Origin of the sequence: Nostoc sp., from assembly GCF_036918015.1 — a bacterium.
Taxonomy (GTDB): domain Bacteria; phylum Cyanobacteriota; class Cyanobacteriia; order Cyanobacteriales; family Nostocaceae; genus Nostoc.
In genome coordinates this window covers 66,758-86,365 of record NZ_JBALEO010000009.1, presented here as the reverse complement: position 1 = coordinate 86,365, position 19,608 = coordinate 66,758, and the positions used below count along the sequence as shown (strand labels likewise).

The 19,608-nt window shown below is 42.0% G+C and carries 21 protein-coding genes and 1 pseudogene; 13 read left to right on the top strand and 9 right to left on the bottom strand.

Features of this window, described 5'->3' with window-relative positions:
- Positions 1-76 precede the first annotated feature (76 nt).
- Positions 77-991: a glutaminase A gene (gene glsA, locus V7K61_RS01925; protein ID WP_335050454.1), complete on the bottom strand. Its 915-nt coding sequence runs from the start codon at positions 989-991 to the stop codon at positions 77-79.
- Between the two features lie 379 nt (positions 992-1,370).
- Between glsA and V7K61_RS01920 the strand changes: the two genes are divergently transcribed.
- From V7K61_RS01920 to V7K61_RS01890, 7 genes and pseudogenes are all read left to right on the top strand, one after another.
- Positions 1,371-1,844 carry a hypothetical protein gene (locus tag V7K61_RS01920; protein WP_335050452.1) on the top strand — a complete coding sequence of 158 codons (474 nt, stop codon included), beginning with the start codon at positions 1,371-1,373 and terminating at the stop codon, positions 1,842-1,844.
- Positions 1,845-2,301: 457 nt separating this feature from the next.
- Positions 2,302-3,816: a thioredoxin-like domain-containing protein gene (locus V7K61_RS01915; protein ID WP_335050709.1), complete on the top strand. Its 1,515-nt coding sequence runs from the start codon at positions 2,302-2,304 to the stop codon at positions 3,814-3,816.
- 214 nt (positions 3,817-4,030) lie between these two features.
- Positions 4,031-4,486 (top strand): KGK domain-containing protein, encoded by a 456-nt coding sequence (locus V7K61_RS01910; protein WP_335050450.1) that lies wholly within the window; start codon positions 4,031-4,033, stop codon positions 4,484-4,486.
- 185 nt (positions 4,487-4,671) lie between these two features.
- Positions 4,672-5,241, top strand: a pseudogene (locus tag V7K61_RS01905) (HAD family hydrolase); the annotation flags it as partial.
- Between the two features lie 120 nt (positions 5,242-5,361).
- Positions 5,362-5,712, top strand: coding sequence for a DUF952 domain-containing protein (locus tag V7K61_RS01900; protein WP_335050707.1), 351 nt, complete (start codon positions 5,362-5,364; stop codon positions 5,710-5,712).
- Positions 5,713-5,931: 219 nt separating this feature from the next.
- Positions 5,932-6,582: a Uma2 family endonuclease gene (locus V7K61_RS01895; protein ID WP_335050448.1), complete on the top strand. Its 651-nt coding sequence runs from the start codon at positions 5,932-5,934 to the stop codon at positions 6,580-6,582.
- A 279-nt stretch (positions 6,583-6,861) separates the two neighbouring features.
- A complete protein-coding gene (locus tag V7K61_RS01890; protein WP_335050705.1) occupies positions 6,862-7,779 on the top strand; it encodes an RluA family pseudouridine synthase in 918 nt (305 codons plus the stop codon).
- 200 nt (positions 7,780-7,979) lie between these two features.
- On the opposite strand, the gene V7K61_RS01885 is transcribed toward V7K61_RS01890, so the two are convergent.
- The 3 genes from V7K61_RS01885 to V7K61_RS01875 form a co-directional block, all read right to left on the bottom strand.
- Complete coding sequence (locus V7K61_RS01885; RefSeq protein WP_335050446.1) at positions 7,980-8,747, bottom strand: phycobilisome rod-core linker polypeptide; 768 nt, start codon at positions 8,745-8,747, stop codon at positions 7,980-7,982.
- A gap of 468 nt (positions 8,748-9,215) precedes the next feature.
- A complete protein-coding gene (locus V7K61_RS01880; protein WP_335050444.1) occupies positions 9,216-9,761 on the bottom strand; it encodes a hypothetical protein in 546 nt (181 codons plus the stop codon).
- Positions 9,758-10,375: a phycobiliprotein lyase gene (locus V7K61_RS01875; protein ID WP_335050702.1), complete on the bottom strand. Its 618-nt coding sequence runs from the start codon at positions 10,373-10,375 to the stop codon at positions 9,758-9,760. Before V7K61_RS01875 ends, V7K61_RS01880 begins: the two co-directional genes overlap by 4 nt.
- Before the next feature lie 293 nt (positions 10,376-10,668).
- Here V7K61_RS01875 and V7K61_RS01870 point away from each other — a divergent pair, with 293 nt between their 5' ends.
- The 4 genes from V7K61_RS01870 to V7K61_RS01855 all read left to right on the top strand — a co-directional run bounded on the left by V7K61_RS01870 (position 10,669) and on the right by V7K61_RS01855 (position 13,117).
- Positions 10,669-10,839 (top strand): NblA/ycf18 family protein, encoded by a 171-nt coding sequence (locus tag V7K61_RS01870; RefSeq protein ID WP_012410163.1) that lies wholly within the window; start codon positions 10,669-10,671, stop codon positions 10,837-10,839.
- A gap of 278 nt (positions 10,840-11,117) precedes the next feature.
- On the top strand, positions 11,118-11,675 hold the full coding sequence (locus V7K61_RS01865; protein ID WP_335050442.1) for a bleomycin hydrolase: 558 nt from the start codon (positions 11,118-11,120) through the stop codon (positions 11,673-11,675).
- Positions 11,676-11,753: 78 nt separating this feature from the next.
- Positions 11,754-12,248 carry a bleomycin hydrolase gene (locus V7K61_RS01860; RefSeq protein ID WP_292775942.1) on the top strand — a complete coding sequence of 165 codons (495 nt, stop codon included), beginning with the start codon at positions 11,754-11,756 and terminating at the stop codon, positions 12,246-12,248.
- 260 nt (positions 12,249-12,508) lie between these two features.
- Positions 12,509-13,117 (top strand): HEAT repeat domain-containing protein, encoded by a 609-nt coding sequence (locus tag V7K61_RS01855; protein ID WP_335050440.1) that lies wholly within the window; start codon positions 12,509-12,511, stop codon positions 13,115-13,117.
- Positions 13,118-13,169: 52 nt separating this feature from the next.
- Here V7K61_RS01855 and V7K61_RS01850 read toward each other — a convergent pair whose 3' ends face one another.
- From V7K61_RS01850 to V7K61_RS01840, 3 genes are read right to left on the bottom strand one after another with little or no spacing between them, the layout of a single operon-like run.
- Positions 13,170-13,568 (bottom strand): helix-turn-helix domain-containing protein, encoded by a 399-nt coding sequence (locus V7K61_RS01850; RefSeq protein WP_335050700.1) that lies wholly within the window; start codon positions 13,566-13,568, stop codon positions 13,170-13,172.
- Positions 13,569-13,587: 19 nt separating this feature from the next.
- Positions 13,588-14,496, bottom strand: coding sequence for a HEAT repeat domain-containing protein (locus tag V7K61_RS01845; RefSeq protein ID WP_335050438.1), 909 nt, complete (start codon positions 14,494-14,496; stop codon positions 13,588-13,590).
- A gap of 32 nt (positions 14,497-14,528) precedes the next feature.
- Positions 14,529-14,768, bottom strand: a complete 240-nt coding sequence (locus tag V7K61_RS01840) for a hypothetical protein (RefSeq protein WP_335050436.1) — start codon at positions 14,766-14,768, stop codon at positions 14,529-14,531.
- 250 nt (positions 14,769-15,018) lie between these two features.
- On the opposite strand from V7K61_RS01840, the gene V7K61_RS01835 reads away from it, so the two are divergent.
- Positions 15,019-15,201, top strand: a complete 183-nt coding sequence (locus V7K61_RS01835; protein ID WP_194041202.1) for a hypothetical protein — start codon at positions 15,019-15,021, stop codon at positions 15,199-15,201.
- A 193-nt stretch (positions 15,202-15,394) separates the two neighbouring features.
- Positions 15,395-16,666 carry a HEAT repeat domain-containing protein gene (locus V7K61_RS01830; RefSeq protein ID WP_335050435.1) on the top strand — a complete coding sequence of 424 codons (1,272 nt, stop codon included), beginning with the start codon at positions 15,395-15,397 and terminating at the stop codon, positions 16,664-16,666.
- A 281-nt stretch (positions 16,667-16,947) separates the two neighbouring features.
- On the opposite strand, the gene glgA is transcribed toward V7K61_RS01830, so the two are convergent.
- Both glgA and hemC read right to left on the bottom strand, forming a co-directional pair.
- Entirely contained in the window at positions 16,948-18,390 is a 1,443-nt protein-coding gene (gene glgA / locus V7K61_RS01825) for a glycogen synthase GlgA (RefSeq protein ID WP_335050433.1), read from the bottom strand.
- A 137-nt stretch (positions 18,391-18,527) separates the two neighbouring features.
- On the bottom strand, positions 18,528-19,499 hold the full coding sequence (gene hemC, locus V7K61_RS01820; RefSeq protein WP_335050431.1) for a hydroxymethylbilane synthase: 972 nt from the start codon (positions 19,497-19,499) through the stop codon (positions 18,528-18,530).
- Between the last annotated feature and the right edge of the window lie 109 nt (positions 19,500-19,608).

The following is a 19,608-nucleotide window of genomic DNA, read 5'->3' as shown; positions in this document are numbered from 1 at the left end:
AGTAAACGCTATAACGCCAAATTCTCAATCTACGCCGTTATCTAAAACAACCGCTCCCGACGCAGAAAAACCAGAATTAACCAAAAATACTCAACTGTAACTCTTGCGCTAAAACTTCAACCAATGCGATCGCTCCTACAGGATTTCCGATATTATCCAAACCAGGACTGTAACAAGCGATCGCTCCCTCTCCTGGTACTATTGCTACAAGTCCACCACCAATCCCTGATTTCATCGGTAAACCAATTCTGACTGCAAACTGAGCAGAAGCTTCGTATAGTCCACAAGTTGACATTACAGCATTGACAATCCGGCGGTTTTGTGGGGATAAATAGCTATTTTCACAAGCGAGGAGTTTTCCTAACAAGGCTAAATCTTCAACTTGCCCAGAAATACAGCATATTTGCTCGTATGTGTCAAGTGCTGTTTCAATATTTTCTAGATGACCGGCTTGGGTGAGATAATTAGCGATCGCTTCATTGGCTTTTGAACGGCTTAATCGCACTGAAGCCAGCATTTCCTCATCTAAACTTAGTTGGCAACCTGCTAATTGGTTAAGCCATTGACAAAATAAGAGAGTGCGTTGATTAGCGTCCTTTCCTGGTAATTTATCAGACAAAGTAATTGCCCCACTATTAATCATGGGGTTGCGGGGATGACCGCGATCGCTAATTAATTGTTCTAAAGAATTGAAGGGTGCATCTGATGGTTCCACCCCAACCCACCTAAAAATCTTTTCTGCTCCTAGATGTTCTAGCAGATAAAGTAGAGAAAATGTCTTAATCACGCTCATTAACGGGAAAATAGAAGCTGTATCCCCAAAGCTGATGGTTTTCCCCGATTTACAACAGATATGAACTGCAAACCAACCAGGATTAGCTTTAGCTAATAGCGGAATGCGATCGGCAACTTGTCCTCGTTCAACTTGGGTTTGAGCTAGCTGCACCCAGGCTGATAACTTCGTAGTAGTTAGTTTTTCCAGTCCTTTCAAAGTGTAAACTTTTTAACAACTTATTTTTTAAACGGCAAGTAACAGTATAGTCTGATATTAATAGCTGAATTTACCCTTAAGTGTTTACGCAAAATTAAATTATTTATGTCATTGCAAGCGGAATGAAATGTAACGTCTCATAGAGAAACAATTCCAAACCGTAAGCGAATTGCCTCATTTTGCTTCGCTTCATTCACAATGACAAATGTATATAGCGTTTCCTAAGTAACTGAGGTACACCTAAATCTTTTCTCACAAAATAAGCAGCTTTAAAAACGTATCTCACCAGGTCGGGAACCGCCCGGATTTAATTTTACACTACTACTTATCAAACCTCAGCATTGTCTATAAACAACAGAACTGCATTGGAGGTAGGTTTGTGAAATTATCTAAACTGTCTCAAATTCTAGGTTTAGCAACAGCATTTGCAATTTCATCACAAGCTGCGTTGCTGATTCAACAAAACAAGGCTCTAGCGGATATTGATATATCTATCCTTACATCTCTTAAATCTGTACTTTATACAGGGCAATACTTATTCGCTGCCACTAATCAATACTTGATTTCACCTAATGGGGTATATAAAGCTATCCAGCAATCTGATGGAAACTTTGTTCTTTATGCTGACAGCACTCCTCTGTGGGCATCAAACGTTCTTAACACATCAGTTTACTACACCGTCATGCAAACCGACTGCAATTTAGTCAGCTATAATTATAGTGAAACCGCTGTGTGGGCAAGTAATACAGCTGGGCTTGGTTCTAATTGTCGTCTCGAAGTTCAAAATAATGGAAACTTGGTAATTTATACAGGTTCTAATGTTCCTGTATGGTCAACAAATACCAACAGATAAACTGCCTTGTTTTTACCATTTCTTTATGAAGCTGCATAGAAATAACCCCACAGCCTGCGGCATCTCCTCAATGCTTTGAGAGGAATGAAAGTGGCGTTTATCGTATACTTTGAGACTTTTCAAACATCTTTTTAACTCGACTTTATCCAAAATTAACAACTGGGTTCTCCTCAATAGAGCAAAAACCCTAACTTTTTAGCAAAAACTTTTTCGATGTCACTGATTCACGGTGATATCTAAATAGGACTTACGCAAATTATCTCTCAAACTCTGATTTCTACGTGCCCTCTGTGCCTCTGTGGTTCGTTATTTCGTAACTCGTGCGTAAGTCCTAGTAAAAAGTAAAAATAATACCCCATATAGGTTTTAGCATTAGCGTTGGTGCAACGACTCCGCAGGAGTATCGCGTTGCTAGAAAATGGATAAAGTCGAGCTTAATTACGAATTACAAATTAGTATGATTCCCCGTGTCAGAGCGCCAGAATTACCGCAAAATTACTTTTGGCTCAATACCGATAAACCATTGTCTCTTAAACAACTTAAGGGTAGAGTCGTAATTTTAGACTTTTGGACATACTGCTGTATCAATTGTCTGCATATTCTGCCAAACCTGAAATATTTAGAACAAAAATATAAAGATAGTCTTACTATTATCGGCGTTCACTCTGCCAAATTTGACAACGAAAAAGAAACAGAAAATATTCGCCAAGCTATCCTGCGCTATGACATTGAACATCCAGTTATAGTTGACAGAGGTTTTCGGATTTGGGAAGAGTATGCTGTGCGTGCTTGGCCTACATTAATAATTATCGATCCAGAAGGTTACGTGATTGGCCAGATTTCTGGTGAAGGAAACCGTGACACTTTAGACGAGTTGATTCAAAAGTTAATTCAGCAACACCAAGACAAAGGCACAATTAATTTCCAAGAAATAAGCTTGACTTTAGAAAAACAGCGTCAACCATTAATCACACCTTTAGCTTTTCCTGGTAAAGTTCTAGCTACTCAAGCAGGTTTGTTTATCGCTGACTCTGGACATCACCGCCTAGTTATGAGTAGCTTTGATGGGGAAATTTTACAGTTAATTGGGACTGGACAATCTGGCTTAACTGATGGTGCTTTTAACGAAGCGCAATTTTTTGCACCGCAAGGAATGGCATTTGATGCCGAAAATCAGATTCTTTATGTTGCTGATACAGAAAATCATGCATTGCGGCGAGTTGATTTAAAGCGCCAAGTAGTCAAAACTATTGCGGGAACTGGCGAACAAAGTCGCAATATCCATCCTCATGGAGGTGTTGGGTTAGAAACCGCACTGAATTCCCCTTGGGATTTAGTGAAAGTAGGAAATATCTTATTTATTGCAATGGCTGGGCCGCATCAAATTTGGCAAATGGATTTAGAAACTGGCATCATCAAAACTTATGCTGGTACTGGTGCAGAAGCGTGTATTGATGGTTCACTTACTGAATCTGCTTTTGCTCAACCTAGCGGTATTACTAATAATGGGCAAGAATTATATATTGCTGACAGTGAAGTTAGTTCAATTCGTGGTGTTGGAATTGTCGAACCTTATCAAGTAAGAACTGTTTGCGGCAGTGGCGGTTTATTTGGTTTTGGTGATGTAGATGGACAAGGTGAAGATGTCCGTTTACAACACTGTTTAGGAGTGGAATACGCGCAGAATTTTTTGTGGGTAGCAGATACTTATAACCATAAAATTAAATTAGTTAGCCCCAGTGGGAATTGTCAAACAGTTTTGGGAGATGGTTCTGCGGGTTTACAAGATGGTCAGGGTAAAAATACTCGTTTTTTTGAACCTTCGGGATTGAGTGCTTTGAGTTCACATTTATATATTGCTGATACTAATAACCATGCTATTCGTTGTGTAGATTTGGATAGCTTTGAGGTGACAACGCTGGAATTTCCTGGTTTGTGTGCGCCAGATGTTTGTATTCTACCTAATTTATAGAATGAAAACCTTATGCAACAGCGTAAAGAAAGACTTTCTATTTGGGTGTCTGGCTATGAGATTTTAAAGAATAATATTGTTGAGTGATTATCTTTAGCAGCTTGAATACCAGTATTGTCACTGAATTGATAGTACCAATTGCGGGCTAAAATAGTTAATTAGTTTAAATTATCATGCGGACACTTCCTAATTTACATTGACTACTAGGATTAACATGAGCAATATCTACCAACTATTAGACTTTGGTGCTGATGTTTTGTTATTTAATAACGATACATATATTGTTAGCAGATTCAAAGAATTGATATCTGAAAACTTTAGCCAGAAATTTCGTACACAATTAAAAGAAAATCATAGTGATTTCTCAGTTTCGGGACTTTTTAATAAGCTGTGCATAAACGAAGACAGCTTTCAAGCTGAAAATATCACATGGCAATCTTCTAAAGAAGGTATAAACTGTAAAGTTTTTAAAGTTGGCTCTACAGACTGGCAAGCAGGTAAACTCAAAATAAAAGTATCTACAGAAATTATTTCTCCATGCCTACAACATAAATTTATTAGAGAAGATGGCAACCTTAACATTACGATAGCCCTAGAATTTTATCCTGATAATTCTAATGAAACGGAATCACCTTTAGATGATCTTCGGAAAATGATACAATCAACATAAATTGCTATCTTGTACATCGCCAGATGCTAACAATAAAAGGAAAGAAAAATAATTGCAAGTGATCGCATTCACTCATTCACTCGATTATGAAAAACAATTTATAAAGTAAACTCAAGTAGATTGTGTTACAGATTTAACATCTGGATGAGATATTTTAAAGAATAATTTTTTAGAGCGATCGCTATATGCAATTAGTAATTTTTGATATTGACGGTACACTAACCAATACCTACAAAATTGATGAAAATTGTTTTGTGCGTGCTTTTGCATTGGAATTTGGAATTTTTGGTATAAATACAAATTGGACTGAATACACATACACCACAGATTCTGGAATTACCCAGCAAATTTTCCAAGAAAAATTAGAACGTCTTCCTTCAAATGAAGAGTTACTTAGACTTAAAGCACGTTTTGTTAGTCTACTTCAGGAAGCGTTTATTAATAACCAAGATTTATTCAGCGAAATTCCTGGTTCTGCAAATATATTAGCTAAATTACAGCTAGACTCTGATTGGTGTGTTGCGATCGCAACAGGTGGTTGGTGTGAACCTGCTAAATTAAAACTTCAAAAACCTAATTTACCAATAGAAGGTATTCCATTGGCTTCAGCTAATGATGCACTTTCACGAGAAGATATTATTAAGACAGCTATTATCAAAGCGAAGAATGTTTATCAAGTTGAAAATTTTCGAAAAATTGTTTTTGTAGGTGATGGTGTTTGGGATGTCAAAGCAGCCTATCGGTTGAATATTGCTTTTATTGGAATAGGTGATCCTAAATTAACAAATGTAGGCGCTACCAAAGTACTTAAAGACTTTACAAATGTAGAAGATTTCCTGAAAATATTACAATCCGCAGCAATTCCTAGATATTATATGAACACCATTCTCCATATCACCAAACGCCAACAATGGGAACAAGCAAAAAATCTCGGTACATATCGCGCTAATTCGTTAGACAGTGAAGGTTTTATCCACTGTTCAAAATCAACGCAAATACTCAAAGTTGCAAAAAGATTTTTTGATAATCAAAAAGAACTGGTACTACTTTTTATTGATTCTGAAAAAGTCCAAGCTGAAATTCGCTATGAACCTGCTGAAATAGGCGAATTATTTCCTCACATTTATGGTGAGTTAAATATTGATGCTGTGTATCAGGTGATTGATTTTGAAGCTGGAGAAGATGGTTTATTTGAGTTGCCGCAAGAAGTTATAGATTTAGAATAACGTAGACGCTTCTCTACGAGACGCTACGCGAACGGCTTGCCACAGGCTACCGCAGAGGCGCAGAGGACACGGAGGAGGAGAGATGGAAAGAATTTAAGCGTTCGCCCTTGGCGTTGGCGTTCGCGTAGCGTGTCGCAGACAAGCCATCGCTTTTTGGTTAGAGCATTTGCTACATCTCAAATTTGAGTAAAAATGAAATTATTTAACAACTAACATCCTATGGTTACTCTCCAACTCAGCCAAATTCGAGTTCCACCAGGGCAAAGAATAATACTGGAAGATGTTAGTTGGCCAGTATTTGAAGCAATTCTCAACGAGTTAGGGAAGCATCGCAGGAGCCGAGTAGCATACAGCCAAGGAACTTTAGAAATTATGGCTCCATTACCAGAACATGAGCGATCTAAGGTAATTATCGGAGACTTGGTGAAAGCTTTGTTAGATGAACTCAATCTGAATTGGGAGTCTTTAGGTTCAACCACTTTTAAGCGAAAAGATATAAGTGCAGGTATCGAACCTGATGATTGTTTTTATATTCAAAACTATAAGGTAATGATTGGGAAAGACAAGATCGACCTAACTGTTGACCCTCCTCCTGATTTAGCGATTGAAATTGATGTCACCTCTAAAACTCAAATTAGTGCCTACGAAGCTTTGAGAGTACCTGAAATTTGGCGATATGAAAGCAAAAACCTAGAAATTAGCTTGCTGCAAGGTGAGCAATATGTCAAGTCTCTTATCAGCCTCACATTCCCTACTTTTTCTATTACAGAACTTATTCCTCGGTTTGTGGAAATGGCGCGAACTATAGGAATGAGTTCAGCACTTAGAGCGTTTCGACAATCGGCAAGAGAACAAATACAAAATAGCTAAGGTAATAAAATTCGCGGGTACACAAATTCTCGTTCGCTAAGTTAAAATCAAGGTTTTGCCTGGGTAGACGCGATTTATAACGCCCTTTTAAAGTATTTCGCGCTTTACTTAAAGAACGGGAATTAATCTAGAGCAATTGTGACCGAATTTAATTTACAAATCCAAGAAAATAGCGATGGCTTGTCTGCGACACGCTACGCGAACGCCAACGCCAAGGGCGAACGCTTATCAACTTCACTGGAGGATGCAGCGCCTAGCCTACTTTCCTCCAGTAATACGATACACTGCGTCAACACTAAAGGCGATCGCCTCGACCGTTACCTTTCCCAAGAATTACCAGACTTATCTCGTTCCCGCATCCAACAGTTAATCGAACAGGGTAACGTCCAACTTAACGACAAAGTTTGCACATCTAAGAAGATCAATGTCAAAATAGGCGATCGCATCATTCTCGAAATACCAGAAGTTCAACCTCTAGAACTGCTTGCAGAAGACATTCCCTTAGATATCCTTTACGAAGACGACCAGTTACTTATTCTCAATAAACCCGCAGGTTTAGTTGTCCATCCTGCGCCCGGTCATCCAGATGGTACTTTGGTAAATGCTCTATTGGCTCACTGTCCTAATTTACCAGGAATTGGCGGAGTTCAGCGTCCAGGAATCGTCCATCGATTGGATAAGGATACAACAGGAGCGATCGCGATCGCTAAAACAGATATTGCCCACCATCATCTACAAGCACAACTCAAAGCAAAAACTGCACGGCGAGAATACTTGGGCATAGTTTACGGTGCGCCAAAAACTGAAAGTGGCACTATCGACTTGCCAATTGGTCGCCATCCCCAAGACCGGAAAAAAATGGCTGTTATGCCTGTTGAACAAGGCGGACGAGTCGCCGTCACTCACTGGAAAATATTAGAACGCCTTGGTAACTTCACCTTAATTCACTTTCAATTAGAAACTGGACGCACCCATCAAATTCGTGTCCACAGCAGCAAAATTGGTCATCCCATTGTCGGCGACCCAGTTTATAGTTCTGGCCATTCAGTAGGAGTAAATTTACCTGGTCAAGCATTACACGCTTGGCGACTCAAATTGCAGCATCCCATATCTGAGGAGTTGATTGAAGTGACAGCTACTCCTCCCGCTCACTTTACAAAACTTTTAGAGATGCTAAAAAGACGAACTACACTTTAAGCTCATCCACGCTTGAATCTAACCCCGTTTTAAATACATCAACCATTGATAAAAAACCATTAACAACTAGCGTGCATTAGACATGGGATAGAGTCTGTTTCACTTAGTTATATCTAAATAAAACTCCTACATAACCCAAGACTTATGCACGCTATAAAACGATCGAATGGATGTACTAGCCAGCCACCGACCAAAAATCGTTATTTAATTCCTGCCAGTTGCCGATAAGGTACAGACTTTTCGATATCGATGTTGTATGGCGAGATCCGTTGTGGAGCATTGCCAGTTGCATTGATATTTTGTGCCATAGCCAGGAATAGAGATGGATCTCCAGCCTTTGCTTTTTGCTCTTGTGGAAGGAATCTGCGTACTTCGACCTGCCAAATGATTTGGGGGAAACCCAATTTGGCACGGTGATAATCTTCGTATCGTGGAGATTTGATGTTGAATGGCAACTCACCCGCAGATTGGGATGGCAGTATCCGACGGCGCTGATAAGGCACTGTGGAGTATCCAAAATTGCTCAGGTACTCTTCAGTATTTAGCACTTCATCAATAAAACCTACAATCCCCTTGGTAGCGACTACAATTGACCAAGCGATTTTTTCCCGCTCGCTGTATGGATCGCGTCCTAGAACCCGCTGAATTACTTGCTCAACAAAGCGATAATTATTGTTGAGGTCGTAGAAGCTTTTCTTAAATGTGTTGGAAAGCACCAACCCACGAATAAAGTCGCGTACTGTAATTTGTCCATTACGGAGTTGAGACTCTAAATAGGTTTCGCGATCGGCAGCAAAAGCATAAAAGAAAATTTGACGATATGCTGCTTCGATCAGATCGCCTAAATCTGACGGAGAAAGTATATTGTCGGTATTAAAAATCCTGGGCTGTTCATCACCCGGTATTTCGTATGCAGCTACACGCTGATTTTGACTTGAAGGGTTATATTCTAACAGAGGAAGTGGCACTCTAAAGCCTCCATGTTCTTAATTAAAGTTAACAACTTTTAATCACATATTAAAGGAGTAGTTGTATCAGAACTTAAGATTCTGATAAAATTTCACGAAACTTAACTAAGGGTAATTTAAGCATTCGTAGGATAAATGATTAGTCTGCTGGATTCAACCGATAGCTAATCAATAAATAGGGAGTCAGGCTTCCAGCTTAATAGACTACGTAAATAGACGTAAAAAATTTTATTCACATATTTTAGATTAGGAGATTCAGTTTCACCTTTTTGATCTGAAGCAATAATTTTTAACATTTAGCAAAAGAAATTAATGGGGTATTGGGAAAAATTTACTGCAATTTCCTCTGCTTCTCGGTCACTGAGTTTACGGTGAGCGCAGTCGAGCTGCGTAGCCGTACCCCTCCGGGGAAGCAAGCTACGCGCAGCGTCTCGTAGAGAAGTGCTGCCCCCCTGCCTCCTGCCCCCCTCAGCGACCTATCCAAAATTCCAGGGGATCTATAGTTGATTTACAGTAAGGCCAACTACGCAAAGTTGCTTCCATTCCTGCTTCCCAGGAGGGTGGTTCCAATCCCAGTCCTAAGCATAGATGAGATAGGATGCTAGCAAATTGCTCGTTGTGGCCAAACTCTCCTAGATGGGCATGGGCGTATTCATGGACAACTACACCAAACCAATCTCTAGGTGCAACTCGACCAACATCTACCAGAATAGTGATTGGGTTTGTGAGAATGTTGCACAGCCCATCTATGCCGAAGGATTGAGCTATGGGGACTGCAAAAATTTGGATTTGGCGACGCTCTTGGGGATGAAAGCACTCATGACAAACTTCCAGATAGGCGTTGATCTGAGCGTTTACGGCGTTAATATTCTCGCCGATCCAAGTGCAAATGGGGATGCGATCGCGTAGGTTATCAAACACATCCACCATACCCGGTTCTAGGGCAAGTCCCTGTACCAGACGCAGATAATCTTGCCCACGAGTAAAAGCATCACTCTGCTTGAGATAATTCACCAGCCCAAAACTGAATAAAACTGTCTTTTTTCTAAAACATCCGTCCCAAGTTTTTCTATTACTTCTTCTGGGCTGGAAACCTCAACAGAACTTTCAATGCGGCTTTCACTACAAAATGATGCGGTGCTAAAGCCACCAAACCGTTTAACTGTACTGGTTCGTAGTCGCATATTTGGGCTGGCGAACCAGAATCGCTCAATGGAACTCATTGTTTCGTATTCGGTTGTCAACACTAGTCCATCTTCATCATCCATGTGAAAAAGACCGACTACAGGCACTATTTCGGCGTAGCCTCTTTCGCGGAGTAATTTACCTTGCCTTGGGTTATCGCCATCAGGCACGATCGCAAATATGGTTTTCCCCTGATGATTCTCCTCGCCCTCTCGATCCCAAGCCATTGTTCCTAGCCACCGCACACGCGAACCACCGACTGAAAGGCTGGGGTCAATCTCATGATACTGGCACAGTTCAATGATCTCTGGATGATCGGCATCAAGAGTTTCTACCTGTATATCTGATTCTCCTATCTCTGAGCGCTTGAACGCCAGATGATGAGTTGCACGTTGCGATCGCCACTTACCAGCACTTAGCTGAAAAAATTCCATTGCGTCTATCAATCTTCTGACTCCTACTTATTGCTCCTGCGGATGATGTTTTACGAGTTCTTTCTTTTTAGAGTAGTTGGTATATAAACATTCTAAACATTACAGCGATTAGCGGCCAGCTTCAATAAACACCCTAAAAAGGGATATGTAGAGGTATTGTTATGCAATTGTAAACTTTTATGAGTGTGATTTCTTATAGCTTGACAATGTAGACATTTTAATATCTGAGTGCTACATTAGGAAAAAGCGATCGTCTTCCACTAACAACAAATACCTTTCGATTCAGTCAATCACAGGAGTGAATGATGGACTTTCCAGTCGAATTAACTTTAGAACAACAGTTTCGCTTACAAAATTTGAAAGACCAGGTAAAAAGTTTGAGTCAACAAGAGGCTCAAGAATTTTTACTAGAAGTTTTACGGCAGATGATGGTGAAAGATAATTTAGTCAAACATTTGTTAAAACAAGCTTGATACAGTAAAAACCAAGATTTTTTCCTAAAGACTTACGCAATGGCAAAGTTCCATAAAGATGCGTAAGTCTTAATTTTTTGTCCAAATTTAGGCTAAATTTTGATTTTTTGAGCGGGACAGCCAATTATAGGTAAATATTACAGATTATTACTTTGTCTCTCATAGTAAAGACTAGGGTACTGTTGATCCCCTATGTTTTTGTTTGGCTACTCACAGTTAACCTGATCGAGAACACGCCAAAAATAATATCCGCCATTTGTGAATATTAAGGAGAACTCATGGTTCTTGATGCTTTTTCCAGAGCTGTAATTACGGCTGATGCCAAAACCGCTCCTATCGGTGGTGCTGACTTGGCAGCCCTGAAGTCTTTCATCGCTGAAGGCAACAAGCGCCTTGATGCAGTGAATGCGATCGCCAGCAACGCTAGCTGCGCAGTTTCTGATGCGATCGCTGGGATTGCTGCTGAAAACACAGCTTTGCTGCAAGCTGGTGGTAACTTGTACCCCACTCGCCGGACTGCTGCTTGTCTACGTGATGCCGAAATCATCCTGCGCTATGTTACCTATGCGCTGTTGGCTGGTGATTCTTCCGTATTGGACGATCGTGCTTTGAACGGTCTTAAAGAAACCTACACAGCTTTGGGCGTACCCACTGGCTCTTCTGTACGGGCTTTCCAAATCCTGAAGGCTATCAGCGTCGCTCACATCACCAACACCAACACTGAAGCTAACGGTGGTAAAAAGTTCCGCAAACAAGAAGTTGTCCAAGGTGACTGCTCTGCTCTAGCTGCTGAAGCTGCTAGCTACTTCGATCGTGTTATTTCTGCTCTGAGCTAATCGCTCATGGCTAAAGGCTATTAGCCAAGCAAACTGAAATTAAAACTCGATCAAATCTAATCTGGAGTATAAAAAGCAATGAAATCAGTTATCACTACAGTTATTGGATCTGCTGATGCAGCAGGTCGTTTTCCCAGCAGTTCCGATCTAGAATCCGTTCAAGGTAGCATTCAGCGTGCTAATGCTCGTCTAGAAGCTGCTGAAAAGCTAGCTTCTGGTATCGATAACGTAGCTAAGGAAGGTTATGATGCTGCCTTCAAGAAATATCCTTACCTGAGCCAAGAAGGTGAAGCTGGCGACACTCAAGTTAAAAAAGACAAGTGCCTGCGCGACATCAAGCACTACTTACGCTTGATCAACTACAGCTTAGTTGTGGGCGGTACTGGTCCTTTGGATGAGTGGGGTATTGCAGGTGCTCGCGAAGTTTATCGCTCTTTGAATCTGCCCACCGCTCCTTACGTTACCGCGTTGACTTATACTCGCGATCGCGCTTGTTCTCCTCGCGATTTGTCTCCTCAAGCGTTGGTTGAGTTCCGCTCTCTTCTTGACTACGTAATCAACTCCCTTTCATAGTAATAGGGATTGACTAGACGTAGACGGGCGATCGTCATACTCTAAAACTTAGGGACTCTCAGTCTATCGCTTTGCCTGTATCTGGTTGAGTGACTGACCAAGAGTCCCTCTGTTGTTAATAATTCGTAATTCGTAATACTTCGGCTCCTTTCTCTACGAGAGGCTGCGCCAACGACTTCGCTCAAGGCAAGTCGCTCAGTACAAGTTTGTAATTCGTAATGAATGATTAAATTTGGGGATTTAAACAGGGAGATTTTCTTATGACAATAGATTCTCTATTTGAACAGTTGAAACACCCCAACCCTAATCTGCGGGAACGAGCCATGTGGGAACTGGCTGATGTCCGTGATGAAAATACCATTCCTCGCTTGATGGATATTTTGGATGCGGAAGATGTCACCTATCGTCGAGCGGCGGTAAAGGCACTAGGTGCTATTGGTACAGATGCAGTACCACCACTAGTAGAGTCATTAGTAAATAGCGATAATGCAACTATTCGGGGTAGTTGTGCTAATGCCCTGGCACAGGTTGCTGCAAAGCATCATGATGTTCCTTTCCCAGATGAGGGCTTACAGGGATTGAAAACAGCGCTCAATGATTCAAATGCGGTTGTTTATATCGCATCCGTGATGGCGCTGGGTGAGATTGGTTCTCCTGCCTTTGAAATTCTGGCAGAGGCTTTGAAAACAATAGATAATATTGCACTGGCTGTAGCAATTGTAAATGCCCTCGGTTCGATGGGTGATATGCGGGGAGTGGAAGTGCTGACGGCATTAACAATTGATGAATCTGTCGATCCATATGTTCGTGAATCAGCAGTGAGTGCTTTGCCTCGATTGGATCGGGTGATTAATTATCAGAGAGGATAGCGATCGCTCTTAAATACAAGTACTTTTATCAATCAAAATAGAGCCGATACATTTAGATAAAAAGACTGGGTATCACCTTGAAGTAATCTCCGAGTGCCTTAGCTTGTGCCTTACTAATCGACCGCTTACCGTTCACAACCTCAGACACCACGCCGCTCGACCCGATAATGCCCACCAAGTCAGCCTGACGGGTGTTACTGACTTCCATAATGTGTTGGAGAATTTCATGCGGTGTAGATTCATCCATTGGATAATTCTGCGCCTCATACGCTTCAATCAGCGTTACTATCAGCTTATGCAGAGCTTGCTCTTCTGGAGTCCGGTTTTTGCAAAATGTTAGGCGTTCTGCTATGGTTAGGGCGCCATTGTATTCCGCTTCCGTCTCAATCACCTTGGGAGCGACTTCAGCTAGTAGACTACTATAAGCAGCTTGGTCAAAAGTAAGGGTCAAATTGGAAATGTCCATCGCCTTATTCCCAAGCCTCTTCCTCTAACTGCCTCTCAATTTGAGAAATCGCCAACTTGATCACTGCCTGAACCCCCGCTTCTTTTTCCTCAGTTAATGCAGCTTGCAGGGGTTCTAAAGCAGCAGCGTCGCCAATCTTCATCAATGCCAGAGCCGCTGCTTTTCGAGTTTCCCAATCGGGATGATGTAGTAATTCAACAAGGCTAGGAATTGCCGAGCGATAGGTGAGGCTACCCAAAGCTGCTGCTGCTTCACACCTGACAATTTCAGATGGATCGTTGAGGGCATTAATTAAAATATTAAATGCTCCTTCTTGAGTGCCTTCTTGAGCAATTTTAGCGATCGCACCCACCACCGCAGCCCGAACTTCAGCCGAGTTGGAGTTAATCTCTCGATATAAATGCTCCTTTGCTTCTGCCCCAATAAATCCTAATGCCCATACCGCATGACCTTTGGTACTTTCTGGATACTCGGTTGACGCTAAGATTTTCAGCAATGCTGGTACAGCTGCCTCACCTATTTTGGCAAGCCCTCCCACCGACGAGGTTTTGACCACCATATCTTCATCATTTAAGAGGGCATTGACCAAAGTGGGAATTGCGATCGGGTCAGCGATCAGTGTCAAGGTTTTAGCGCTGGCTCTCCGCACAACTGGGTTGGGATGATTTGCCACAGCTTCCATCAATAAAGGGGTCGCTGGTTTACCGATTTTACCCAAAGCCTCTGCAAAACTCAACCTAACCATGCCCCGTGAGTCTCCCATACTCTCAACCATTCGCTTTAGTAGCTCTTGATCATCTGAGTTGAAGGTGTTTAAGCTTAATTGCTCACTCACGACTGCAAATAAAGCATCAGTTTCTGTATGGGACAGATTTAAAGAATCTGCCCCAAATTGAGTTTCGGAGTTGAGCATATAACTTCTGGTTGAATTATCAAGATGAATGACTAGTTGCTGACACTCAGGGCAGCCTGTTGATCGCGGAGTTCCTGGAGGGCAGAATCAATCTTGGCAAGTTCAGGCTCCAGTTTTGCCATGACGTTTACTTTCATCAACTTAGCCCGTTTTGCTGTTTCCGTAGTTTCTTGAACTAGACGTTCACGATATTGCTCAAGTTCTGCAATCACTTCTGATACATCTTGAGCAGTGACGTTATTGGTTGTTGTCAATTCTGAGGTTTCATCCATAAGTTTGGTTTCCTAAGTATGTGTTTATATGAATGATGTGCGATCGGTGTTCCCAAAAATGTTTGTATTTGGTTACTCGCTAAAGACCAACGTTTAGCTGCTACATAAAACTGAACAATTAGCAAGAGGCAACTGAACTAATAGCTGACAAATGCATATATTATGATCTTCTCAGATCGCGTTACCACTGGTAAAGCTTTTTTACGTAAATCTTCAAAAGTTGAACCCAACTACATTCTGGAAAAAGATCGTGGAAACGACAAGAAACAACCCACTAGATATACGTCATATTAGTCCTAACGTCAGAGAGCTAATTAAGCAATACGCTGCTGTAAATAACTGTACGCAGGCGGAAATGCTAGAGCGTATTGTTTTAGAGTGGAACACCCAACAAAGTGACAGCGAACGACCATCAGGAGATGAGGATGAATAGCTTTTTGTACAGTTTTTTTGAGGGCAATGATGCGGTTTTTTAGTTTGTTTGGCTCTACCTCGGCCAAACGTTGTTATTTTGTACTCGCCCCGTCTAGGCTTCTTCTTCCCAGTCCCCAATCACTAGTACCCAGTCCCTAGTACGATAGTAAAAGTGACCTGCAAGCAATTATCCAAGAGCCATTTATAGATCAATGGATAAACGTTTTTTTAAAATGTTTGGGCTAACAGAAGAAGAAGCGATCGCAATTATCGATACACCATTAGAACAACTCGAAGACGCTTCTGATAAGTATATTGCTGTTTCCCATTTAATTAACTTCCCCACTGAGCAATCGATCGCGGCTTTGGTGCGGGCAATTGAAAACAGTAACCCTGATGAGTTAGACCACCGCATTGTCCGACGCAAAGCTGTAGAAAGTCTGGGGCGATTGCAGGCGGAATCAGCTTTACCTGTAATTCGGCAATGTCTTAAAGATGATGATATTTATACTGTTGAAAATACCGTGTGGGCAATCGGGGAAATTGGCACTAAAGAGCCAGAAATTCTCGAAGAGGTAGCACAACTGCTTGATAAACCAGGTCAAATCTATCGAGTCATTATTCACACTCTAGCTAACGCAGACTATCAGCCTTCCCTAGAACGTGTACAGAAGTTTACCAAAGTTGAGGATGAACCTACCCGTAGTGCAGCAATCGCTACAGTTTGTCGGTTCACGGGTGATTACTCCCAAATTACAGAGGTGATGGCGCTACTGCAAAGTTCTAGCGTCAATGCACGACGCGGTTCTATTCAAGACCTAATTGATTCCCGCTACTACAAAGCCATCCCAGAAATTGCCCGTTGTCCTGTATCTCTGGTGTTTCGCTTGCGAGGATTGCGGATGCTTTTGGATGCAGGTGTTCCCAGTGGTGAAATTACCTTTACAGAAATTCAACCTTACTTAGAGCAAGTACTTTACGATCGTCCCAACGACCTCGATTTAGTACATGAGTATGATGCTACCCCTGTTCTAGATTTTGTGATTAACGAACTCTACGAAACCGATTTTGGACGTTGCTATTTAGCGACAAAAACCTTACTAGATATCTATCCACAAGAAGCACCCCAAGCACTTCTAGTAACCTATGGCGACAAAGCATATAACGACTATGGCGCTCATTATCATGTAATGAAACTTTTCGGCTGGCTAAAATATGCACCCGCCTACGATTTATTAATAGAAAATCTGCACAACCGCGAACCCCAGTTCCAGAAATCTCGTGCGGCGTGTGCGATCGCCCTTGGTGAATTGGGTGATTCACGAGCGATTCCTGAAATCAAAATTTGCCTGAATACACCGATTTGGGATTTGAAATACGCTTGTTTATTAGCGCTAGACCGCTTAGGAGACTCCTCCGGTCGGGAAATTTGCACTAGCGATCGTGATTGGCTAATTAGGGCGAAAGCAACGAGTAATGAATAAACCCATAAATCATAAAATTTGAACCCCACCCCGCCAAAGCTACGCTTTGTCTCTCCTTCTCTTAGTAAGCTACGGTGTATACACAAGTCCTTCTGACCCCTCTAACTCCCCCTTACCGTGTATACACAAGTCTGAAATAGCTGAAAAACCCAAGGTTTTACCCCACCCTAACCCTCCCCTTATAAAGGGGAGGGAACTAGATTTCTTTTTTCCCCCCTTTATAAGGGGGGATTAAGGGGGGTAATTCGACTTGTGTGTAGACGTGGTTTCTAACCGCCCTTTTACTTGCTACTGGTGCTAGTGACTGCTTCGTTTAAAACTAACTTTGGTTCTGGAGTCTCCTCTTCTTCTGGCAAACCGAAAATTGACCTGTACAACTTTACGTACTCCTTAGCAGATTGATACCAACTAAAATCTTCACTCATACCCCGTTTTTGTAGTTCTTGCCATTGCGGTTTGAAACGGAAGCCTTCCCAAGCTCGAATCATACAAGTGAAAAGGTCTAGCGGTTCATAGCGATCGAAGCAATAACCAGTACCGGCAGCATTTTCAGGGTCGTGATGGGTTACGGTGTCAACTAACCCACCTGTGCGGCGGACAATGGGTACAGAACCGTAGCGCAAAGCCATCATTTGGCTAATACCGCATGGTTCAAAACGGCTAGGCATCAAGAAGGCATCAGTACCAGCGTAGATCCGGCGAGACAGGGCATCGTTATACAGTAAGTAAGTTGCCATGCGTCCGGGGAAGCGAGATGCTAATTGCCACATCTGAGTTTCATAGTAGCGATCGCCTGTCCCTAACAGCACAAACTGGGCATCTGTATAAGATAGGAAGCGATCGAGGATTTGCAATATCAAATCAATGCCTTTTTGTTCAACTAATCGGGTAACAATCCCAATAAAAAAGGCTTTTGAATTAACTTCTAATCCTAATTCTTGTTGCAAAGCAATTTTATTGGCTTTGCGTTTATCTAAAGTATCAGCAGTAAAGGTTTGCTCAATATATTTGTCATTTTCTGGGTTATATACCTCAGTATCAATACCGTTGATAATCCCAGATAATTTACCGCTAATAAAGGACAGCAAACCTTCTAATGTTTCACCGTAAGTAGCTGTCTTGATTTGCTCGGCATAGGTGGGCGAAACTGTATTTACCTTGTTGGCAAATTGTACCGCCGCCGCCATGACGTTGTGTCCTTGCATATACCAGGGACACCAAGTAATTTTCTCTAAATACCAACGCCACGGCCCTTGATAAGCCAGGTTATGGATGGTAAACACTGTGGTAATATCAGGATCTTGGTGCATCCACACGGGAATCATCCCTGTATGCCAATCGTGACAATGGATAATATCTGGCTTCCAGTAATTCCAGGCAAACTCGGCTGCACCATTAGCAAACAATGTGAACCGCCAATCTTCATCATCTCCAGAATAGATGCGGCGCGGCATGAAGGACGGATGTCCAAATAAGTACAAGGGAACATCAGTACCAGGCAGAATACTTTCATATACTGCAAAGTGCTGGAACATGGCATCTCCCCACCAGATCGGTTCTTGGGGAATTTCCATTTTGTCTGGCAGGAAGCCGTAGTAAGGCAAGAATATCCGCACATCATGCCCCATTTCTCTCAGGACTTTGGGTAATGCCCCGACAACATCACCCATTCCTCCTACTTTCGCAACGGGTGCTGCTTCTGCTGCAACAAATAGAATCCGCATGGTAATTTTTGCTTCCCTGAGTCTATATTGTCAAATTAACTTTCTGAAATCCCGCTCAACGCGATTTGTCGCGTCTGGCACATCTTTAGTGCAACGGCGATCAATTCTTATCTAATCACATTGGCTTGCCCAATTGCTCAGGAACCGCGCTGAATCACCGCAAAAATTTCTGATAAAATTTCTTGCGCTCCCTGTTGTCGCAACAGTTCTGCTAGTTCTGTGCCTAGTGCTTCGGCGTTGTTGGCCAGTCCAGTGACAGTATCTTTGACGAACTTTTGACCATCTACACTAGCGACTATCCCGGTTAAGGTCAAATTCTCACCAGATATTTCTGTATTTACACCGATAGGTACTTGACATCCGCCCTCTAGAGAACGGAGAAAAGATCGTTCGGCGAGACAGCGATCGCGTGTTTCGGTATGTTCGATCGCTTTGAGTAGAGATAGCACTTCACTATCATCAGCACGGCATTCTATCCCCAAAGCTCCTTGTCCAACGGCGTGGAGGGAGATTTCTTTGGATAGAACTTGATGAACGCGATCGCCCATTCCCAATCTCTCTAATCCTGCTGCTGCCAAAATCAAAGCATCGTATTCGCCTGCATCCAGTTTTGCCAACCGTGTAATCAAGTTTCCCCGCACATCCTTAAAGGTAAAGTGAGGGAAATGATGGCGTAACTGTGCTAACCGCCGTAGAGAAGATGTACCAATTACCGCGCCTTCTGGCAACGTATCGATTTGTTTATCTTTGTGCTTTTCATGCACCACTAATGCATCTGCTGGGTTTTCTCGTTCAGTAATTGCTGCTAACGTTAACCCTTCTGGTAAGTGAGTCGGCAGATCCTTGAGAGAATGAACCGCAAAGTCAATCTCTTGATTGAGCATTCCAACTTCAAGTTCTTTAGTAAAAAGTCCTTTATCGCCAATCTTAGCTAATGCTACATCCAAGATTTTATCGCCTTGGGTAGACATGGTGTGGACTTCAAAAGTTATATCAGGAAAGCTTTTCTGGAGCTGCTCTTGTACCCAATAGGTCTGAACCAGAGCAAGTTGGCTTTTACGTGAGCCGATCCGAATAGTGCGTGGGGGACTAGAAACAACTGAAGTCATAAAACAATATAATATCGCACGCGATAAATTCACTTTCATCTAGACTACCGTAGTCAGGGACTCATGCGAATTTTGGGTTTTGGATTTTGGATTTTGGATTACAATTCTT

Excerpts from the sequence above, each read along its gene's own strand:
- V7K61_RS01915 (WP_335050709.1), top strand. The coding sequence starts at position 2,302 with ATGATTCCCCGTGTCAGAGCGCCAGAATTACCGCAAAATTACTTTTGG.
- V7K61_RS01910 (WP_335050450.1), top strand. The coding sequence starts at position 4,031 with ATGAGCAATATCTACCAACTATTAGACTTTGGTGCTGATGTTTTGTTA.
- V7K61_RS01900 (WP_335050707.1), top strand. The coding sequence starts at position 5,362 with ATGAACACCATTCTCCATATCACCAAACGCCAACAATGGGAACAAGCA.
- V7K61_RS01895 (WP_335050448.1), top strand. The coding sequence starts at position 5,932 with ATGGTTACTCTCCAACTCAGCCAAATTCGAGTTCCACCAGGGCAAAGA.
- V7K61_RS01870 (WP_012410163.1), top strand. The coding sequence starts at position 10,669 with ATGATGGACTTTCCAGTCGAATTAACTTTAGAACAACAGTTTCGCTTA.
- V7K61_RS01865 (WP_335050442.1), top strand. The coding sequence starts at position 11,118 with ATGGTTCTTGATGCTTTTTCCAGAGCTGTAATTACGGCTGATGCCAAA.
- V7K61_RS01860 (WP_292775942.1), top strand. The coding sequence starts at position 11,754 with ATGAAATCAGTTATCACTACAGTTATTGGATCTGCTGATGCAGCAGGT.
- V7K61_RS01855 (WP_335050440.1), top strand. The coding sequence starts at position 12,509 with ATGACAATAGATTCTCTATTTGAACAGTTGAAACACCCCAACCCTAAT.
- V7K61_RS01845 (WP_335050438.1), bottom strand. The coding sequence starts at position 14,496 with ATGCTCAACTCCGAAACTCAATTTGGGGCAGATTCTTTAAATCTGTCC.
- V7K61_RS01840 (WP_335050436.1), bottom strand. The coding sequence starts at position 14,768 with ATGGATGAAACCTCAGAATTGACAACAACCAATAACGTCACTGCTCAA.
- V7K61_RS01830 (WP_335050435.1), top strand. The coding sequence starts at position 15,395 with ATGGATAAACGTTTTTTTAAAATGTTTGGGCTAACAGAAGAAGAAGCG.
- glgA (WP_335050433.1), bottom strand. The coding sequence starts at position 18,390 with ATGCGGATTCTATTTGTTGCAGCAGAAGCAGCACCCGTTGCGAAAGTA.
- hemC (WP_335050431.1), bottom strand. The coding sequence starts at position 19,499 with ATGACTTCAGTTGTTTCTAGTCCCCCACGCACTATTCGGATCGGCTCA.